The 6,967-nt window shown below is 71.0% G+C and carries 6 protein-coding genes; 4 read left to right on the forward strand and 2 right to left on the reverse strand.

From position 1 onward, the window contains the following. Nucleotides 1-5: 5 nt before the first annotated feature. Complete coding sequence (locus tag JJ685_RS18165; protein ID WP_201675727.1) at nt 6-677, reverse strand: LuxR C-terminal-related transcriptional regulator; 672 nt, start codon at nt 675-677, stop codon at nt 6-8. A 10-nt stretch (nt 678-687) separates the two neighbouring features. Then, on the reverse strand, nt 688-2,355 hold the full coding sequence (locus JJ685_RS18170) for a cache domain-containing sensor histidine kinase (RefSeq protein WP_201675728.1): 1,668 nt from the start codon (nt 2,353-2,355) through the stop codon (nt 688-690). 192 nt (nt 2,356-2,547) lie between these two features. On the opposite strand from JJ685_RS18170, the gene JJ685_RS18175 reads away from it, so the two are divergent. The 4 genes from JJ685_RS18175 to JJ685_RS18190 all read left to right on the forward strand — a co-directional run bounded on the left by JJ685_RS18175 (nt 2,548) and on the right by JJ685_RS18190 (nt 6,658). Next, nucleotides 2,548-2,958 carry a phasin family protein gene (locus JJ685_RS18175; protein ID WP_201675729.1) on the forward strand — a complete coding sequence of 137 codons (411 nt, stop codon included), beginning with the start codon at nt 2,548-2,550 and terminating at the stop codon, nt 2,956-2,958. 125 nt (nt 2,959-3,083) lie between these two features. Beyond that, nucleotides 3,084-4,301, forward strand: a complete 1,218-nt coding sequence (locus JJ685_RS18180; RefSeq protein ID WP_201675730.1) for a helix-turn-helix transcriptional regulator — start codon at nt 3,084-3,086, stop codon at nt 4,299-4,301. A gap of 189 nt (nt 4,302-4,490) precedes the next feature. Then, a complete protein-coding gene (locus JJ685_RS18185) occupies nt 4,491-5,981 on the forward strand; it encodes a sensor histidine kinase (RefSeq protein WP_201675731.1) in 1,491 nt (496 codons plus the stop codon). Between the two features lie 80 nt (nt 5,982-6,061). Beyond that, the gene (locus JJ685_RS18190; RefSeq protein WP_201675732.1) at nt 6,062-6,658 is read left to right on the forward strand and encodes an ATP-dependent Clp protease proteolytic subunit; all 597 of its coding nucleotides are present in this window, start codon (nt 6,062-6,064) and stop codon (nt 6,656-6,658) included. The last annotated feature ends 309 nt before the right edge of the window (nt 6,659-6,967 follow it).

Raw genomic sequence — 6,967 nt, forward strand, 5'->3', positions numbered from 1 at the left:
ATTTGCTAGAGGTGGCTGGAGGCGTAGGCGATCAGTTCGGCCCCGCTGCGCAGCCGCAGCTTGCGCTTGATGTTGGCCCGGTGGATGTCGACGGTGCGGGTGCTGAGGTCCAGCGAAGCGGCGATCTCCTTGGTGGTGCGCCCGGACTTGAGCAGCTCCAGCACGTCGATCTCGCGCGTCGTCAGCTCCATTTCGCCTTCGTGGGAGAACTCCGTCGGCCCCGGCCGTGCGCGCTGCAGGAAGCGATTGAGCAGCTTCGCGTTGAGCTGCGGGCTGACCCAGGTGCCGCCCCGCAGCACGGCGAGCGCGGCGGGGATCACGAGGGCGTGGGCGCTCTCCTTCATCAGGTAGCCGCGCGCGCCGAGCGCGAGGACCTGTTGACCGTACAGAAGCTCCTCCTGCATCGACACCACCAGGGTCGCGCGCGGCTCCTGCACCGCCAGCACGGCGCGCACCGTGTCCAGGCCGCGCGAGTCGGTGGTTCCCATGTCGGTGATCACGAGGTCGGGCTGCTCCGCGGCGATCAGCGCCAGTCCCTCGCGCAGGGTCGCCGCGGAGCCCGCGAAGCGCAGGTCCGGGCACTGCCGGATCAGCGTCTCGAGGCCGAAGCGCACGATGTCGTGGTCGTCGATGACGACCACGGAACCCGGCTTCGCCGGCAGGGCATCGCTGGTCATGCGTTCCATGCTAGTGCGCGAACGCTTCCCGATCTTGATGCAGAACAAGCCCGCTCCGGCGCGCGGGCGACGCGGTCCACGTCACGCGCACGCGGCAGCCGCCCCAGGCGTCCGGGCCCAGCTCGAGTTCGCCGCCGAGCGCGCGGGCGCGCGCCTGCATGGAGCGCAGCCCCAGGCCGGGATGGGTGCGGGGCAGGCGGCCGAAGTCGCAGCCGCGGCCGTTGTCGGCCACGGAAATGCGCCAGCGACCGCGCCATTCGCAGAGCACGATGCGCAGCTCCGTCGCGTGACCGTGCCGGAGCGCGTTGGCGACCGCTTCCTGGACCACGCGGAACACGTGCGTGGCCTCCTCGGCCCCCAGGGTGGCGAAGGTGCCGCGCGCGCGCAGCATGCAGAGCACGCCGCTGGTGTCCGTCAGGTCGGCCGCGAACTGCTCCAGCGCGTGCAGCAGTCCGCCCGAATCCGTGCCTGCCGGCATCAGGCCGCGCGAGATGCCTCGCACCGCCTCGGCCGTCGCCGCGACCTGCTCCTGCGCCTTGTCGAGGGCGGCCGCGGCGCGCGCGTCCGCCGCCAGCGCGCGGGCGGAGCCGACGAGAAGCGACACGCCCGCGAGCGAAGCGCCGACGCAATCGTGCAGGTCGCGCGCGATGCAGGCCTGGCGCGCCTCGACGGCAGCGATCAGCTCGCGCTGGAAGCCCTGCGTGACGCGCTGCACCTCCTCGTGCGCCTCCACCACCGCCTGCCGTTCGCGCAGGCGCGCGGTGATCTCGCGCAGCCGGGACCGGCGGTGCACCAGCGCCGTCATCGCCAGCAGCGCCAGCGCGACCGAGCCGCACACGAAGCCGTAGAGCACCAGCAGCCGATGCCAGCCGGCGAGCACGGCGTCGAGGCTGACGGCGTAGGCGATCGACACCGGATAGCCGGACAGCCTGCGGAAGCCCACGATGCGGTCCCTGCCGTCGATGGTGGAGCCCATCTGCCGGACGCCCTGCGGCTCGCGCCGCACGGCCTGCATGTACTCGGAGTCGGGCGGCAGGGGTGGGGCCGTGACGGGCAGCGCGGGGTGGCGCACCAGCACGACGCCGTCGTCGCGCACCAGCGCCGCCGTCGGCTGCAGTTCGGGCGACAGGCCCTGCCACTGGCGCTCGAAGTAGACGGAGGCGATGCCGGACAGAGCGACGCCCGCGAACCGGCCGCTGCCGTCCTCCAGCCGCCGCGTCAGGGCGAACTGCTGTCGGCCGTCGGCGCGGCCGATCAGCGGTGCGGAGACGAAGAAGCTCGTGCCGGGATGCGCGCGGTGATGCAGGAAGTACTCGCGGTCGCTCACGTCCAGCCCCTGGGGTGGCGGCGACGGCATGCTGGTGCCGAGGGCGCGTCCGTCAGGCGCGAACACCCAGAGGGACTGGATCGACGGGGAACTGCGCTCCACCCGGGCGAGGAAGCCGTGCAACGCGCCGCGACCGTCCGGCGCGGCCATGAATTGCGCCGCGCGTTCCAGCGCGCCGGCGTTGATTTCCAGCACCTTCTCCGCGTTCTCGTGCAGGATGCCGGTGGTCTGCTCCACGTGCCGGAGCGCGGCCGCCACGGTTTCCTCGCGGCTCTCCCACGCCATGAAGCCGAACAAGCCGGCGGGAATGGCCAGGGAGGCGATGAAGAGGAGGAAGGTGACGGGCAGCATCTCTCGCCGGCGCAGCGGGCCCCCGGCAAGCTTAGGACTGCGGTGAGGGTCGGAACCTTGACCCTGCTCAAGGTGACGGCGAAGGACGGGCGCGGACGCAGGGCGTAGGCGAAGACACGTCTTGCGCCGCGTCAAGGTCGGGCGCACGCTGCTTCCAACAATGCATGGGACACCCATCGAAGGAGGCGAGCAATGGATATGCGGTTGACGGCGCCCATGGCGGCGCAGGCGGTGTGGCAGCCCTTCCAGGCCTGGTCGGCCCTGCTGGACCTGCCCCGCCAGCATTCCACGATGGCCAGCCACGCGGCGTGCGCGATGTTCAGCGGCTTCGAGGCAATGCGCGGGATCCAGGAAAAGGCCGCCCGGCAGGCTCTGCAGCACCACGGCGAGGCGGTCGCACGCCTGCAGGGCCGCTGCGGGCCCATGGACGTGCTCTCGATCCAGCTGGACCTCGTCCGCTACGACCTGGAGGCCGCGGCGGCCTACTGGCAGCAACTCGCGGCGGCCGCGCTGCAGATGCAGGCGCGCGTGGCTGCGTGCGGCTGCGAGCTGATCGACAGCGACAAGCTGCTCGAGGCCTGCGCGGCGTTCGAGACGCACTGAGGCCTGCCGCGCCGGGTGCGGTGCGGTCGATTTCCGCGCAGCGCGGGTTATCCCTGCTGCGGTCACGCAGGATCAGCTCCGGCGATGGTCACCGGAGCGCTGCGGTTCTGCCACACTCGACCAACATGAAGTCTGCCGCCAAGGTCCACACCGTACCTCGCGCCCTTGCGCGCGAGCCGGCCGAACGAACCTGGTCGACCGATACCGTGCCGCCTCAGCAACGGATGGACTACTGGCGCGTCGCCCTCGAGGCCGCCTGCGGGGGCGCGCTGCAGTTGCAAAGCGTGGCGGGTGCCGTGGGTTTGAGCGGGTCGCTGCGCAAGCTGAGCCTTCCGGGGCTGCTGCTCTGCGAGCTGCAGGGCGTCGGCCAGCGCCTCGCCTGCGCCAGCGACAGCCTGTATCCGGTGCTGGTCATCGTCGATGCCGAACACGAGTGGGAAGTCGAGCAGGCAGGGGCCGTGGAATCGGTCGCCGCCGGCGACGTCGCCATCGTCCATGTCGGGCCGGGAACGTCGCTCGATTTTCGCCACGGCATCCGCGCCAGCGTGCTGGCCGGGTCGCGGCCCTGGGCCCAACGCTGGCTCGGCGGGCTGGGCGACGATCCCTCCGTGCGGGTGGCCGGAGGGCTGCGCGGCTGGGGGCTCATCCTGTCCACTTCCCTGCGCGAGCTGGCGGCGGACCCCGACATCGCGGCGAACGAGGCGGGAGCCGCGGTGGCCGACATGATCGGCGTGCAGCTGGCCGCCGCGCTGCGCACGGAACCGGCGCCGCGCTTTTCCAGCGACCTCGTCACCGACGCGCAGCGCCTGTGCTCCGAGCGCATGGGCGACTCCGAACTGAACGTGCGCGAGGTGGCGCGGATGCTCGGCGTGTCCGTCCGCACGCTCACCCGCGCCTTCGAGGACGCCGGCACGACTTTTTCCGAATCGCTGCGGGAGATGCGGCTGGTGCAGGCGGCGGCGCTGCTCGCGAACGCCGACCTCGCGCACCTGAGCGTCGCCGGCGTCGGCCAGCAGTGCGGCTTCGTCTCCGCTTCGCACTTCGTGCGCGAGTTCCGGCGCCGCTGGGGCACCACGCCCGGCCAGTCCCGCGCCGGCGCGGCGGCTGCGCAGACCGGCTTCGATACCCTCGCCCGCCTCGACCGCGCGGTGGAGGAGACCCGCCTGCGGGTCGAAACGCAAAAGTCCCGCATCACCCGCCTGAGCGCGACGCAGTCCCCGCACCTGCCTGCCTCCCAGGAGGTGCTGTGCACGCTCGAAGGCTCGTTGACGGCGCTGGAACGCCTGCGGGCGACCTTCGAGAACTTGCCGGCACCCGAGTCGCACTTCCAGCCGCAGCCCTGATCCGGCGCTCTTTCGCGCCTTTTTGCAGGCACCTTGGTGCCGATCTGGACGTGCGTGAATTGCCCTGTTCGGGTCGCGGTTTCAAGATATGCTGGGCCTTTGCGGACGCAGGGCCATCGGAGGAGCCGACGTGCGGCTCGGATCAGGCAACGGGGGATGCGCGTGAAGCCGATCGCCGGGATCGCCGGGATGAGAGGATGGGCGTGGGCGCCGCAGGCGCGCCGCCTGTCCACGCCCAGGCCGCCGGCGGGCGCGACGGCCCCCGCGTCGCGCCTCGTGGAGGCGCAGCGGCCGCTGCAGGGCTTCAACCTCCTGCGCTGGTTCTCGCTGGTGAGCCTGCTGGCGCTGATCCCCGTCGCGGCCGCGATCGGGACGGTGCTCTCGAACTTCGTGACGCGGCAAGCGCTGCACCGCGACGCGCTGCTCACCGCGGAGTTCATCGCCAACTGCGTGGCGGTGGAGGCCGCGCAGGTCGGGGTCCCAAGCCTCGTGCCGCTGCTGGACCCGCGCGTGGACAGCTGGCAGATGGGGCTGTCGCCGGACGACGCCGCCAGCGCGCGCGCCCACACCTTTCCGCACCTCGAGTCGCTGCCGGACGCATTGCTGGTGAGCGTGTACGCGCGCGACCGCCAGATCGTCTGGTCGACCAACGCCAGCCTGACCGGCACCCACGTGGACTACAACGACGAGCTCGAGGAAGCCTTCCGCACCCACAACGACGTGGCGCTGCACCATGCCCGCACGGTGGGCAGCCGCTCCGAGCAGCGCTTCGTGGTGGAGCCCCGGGAGTTCTTCATCGAGAACTACGTGCCGCTCACCGGACCGGACGGGCGCGTGATGGCGGTGGTGGAGGTCTACAAGGAACCGGGCCACCTGATGGAATCGATCCGGGCCGGCCAGACGCTGGTCTGGTGGACCACGCTGGTGGGCGGAGCCGTGATCTACCTCGGGCTGTTCGGCATCGTGCGGCGTGCCTCGCGCGTGCTGGCGGAGCAGCAGAAGCTGCTGGTCGCGGCGGAGTCGCAGGTGTATGCCGGCGAAGCGGCGCGGGCGCTGGCGCACAGCCTGCGCAATCCCCTCGGCAGCGTGCGCTCCAGCGCGGAGCTGGCCTCCTGCAGCGACGACGAGGAAGTGCGCAAGCACGCGCAGGACATCGTGACGCAGGTGGACTTCCTGTCGCAATGGATCAAGGAGATGCTGCTGTATTCGCGCCCGACCGGGGGCAACCGCGAGGCGGTGGAGCTGTGCACTGTCCTCGACGGGGTGCTCGCCTCGTTCCAGCCGACCTTCGAGCGTTCGGGCATCCGCGTGCGGTGGCAGCCCGACGAGCTGTGCCGCATGCGCGTGCAGGGCAACACCGCCGTCGCGCGGCAGGCGCTGCACAGCGTGGTCTCGAACGCGGTGGAGAACATGCCCGGCGGCGGCGAACTGCGGATTCTCCTGCGCGCGGGCGACACCGCCGGCGCGCTGGAACTCGTGATCAGCGACACGGGCGCCGGCGCCGTGGCGCCTTCGCTGCAGCGCGCGGTGCCGTACGAGTTCGGCGCCCGGCTGCCGCTGCTGAACCGGGCGATGGAGCGTTTCGGCGGCTTCGTCGCCGCCACCAGCGAGCGCCACGCCGGCGCACAGGTGCGGCTGCGCTTCGGCCCGTACGTCCCGGACGCCGGTCAGACCACGTAGTCGTCGCGTTACCGGGTTCCCCCCGCCGGCGTACCCGGCCGGTCCGGCTTCCTGCATGATGGCAGCCTCAGGAGGAAGTCATGCTGGAACATCCCGATCCCGAAACCCCCGCCGCAACGGCGGAGCCGCGCAACGCCTTCCTGGAAGAGAAGGCGTTCAAGTCGCGCACCGTGCTGCTGTTCGGCGCCATCACGGACCAGAGCGCGAGCGACATCGCCCGCCGCCTGATCGCGCTGGACGCCGATGCCGCGACGCCCATCGACATGCTGGTGAGCTCGCCCGGCGGCCATCTCGAGTCCGGCGACGCGATTCACGACGTGATTCGCTTCATCGCCGCGCCCGTCAACATGATCGGCACCGGCTGGGTGGGCAGCGCCGCGACCCACCTGTACCTGGCGGTGCCGAAGGAACGGCGCTTCTGCACGCCCAACACGCGCTTCCTGATCCACCAGCCCTCCGGCGGCGCGGGCGGTCCGGCCAGCGACATCGCCATCCACGCGCAGGAGATCATCAAGGCGCGCGAGCGCGTGGCCCGCACCATTGCCCGCGAGACGGGGCGTCCCCTCGACAAAGTGCTGGAGGACATCGAACGCGATCGCTGGCTGTCCGCCGAGGAGGCGATCGAGTACGGGCTGGTGGGGCGGATCGTCAACCACAAGAGCGAGATCAAGCGCTGAAGAGGCAGGCCGGGGCGGGCTGCGCCTCGAAACCGGCCGATCCGTGTATTACTTCGCAAGCGCGAGTTTGTAACCCGGCAACTGCAACATTGTCATTTCGTTGACCTTTCGGTAATCTGGCGACTGCATGGGATCCACGTTGCACAGCTCCTGAAGGTGTTAACGCCATGCTTCCGAGCCCGCTGATGCGGGCCTTTTTTTTGGTTCTTCGCCGGTGGAGAGCGCACTGTGGATCGAATTGGCGCGGTCATGCGCTGGCTCGCTTCGCTGCCAGGGGGCCGGACCAGGACGGGCCTGTCCGCCTCGGCG

Origin of the sequence: Ramlibacter monticola, from assembly GCF_016722785.1 — a bacterium.
In the GTDB taxonomy this organism is placed as follows: domain Bacteria; phylum Pseudomonadota; class Gammaproteobacteria; order Burkholderiales; family Burkholderiaceae_C; genus Ramlibacter; species Ramlibacter monticola.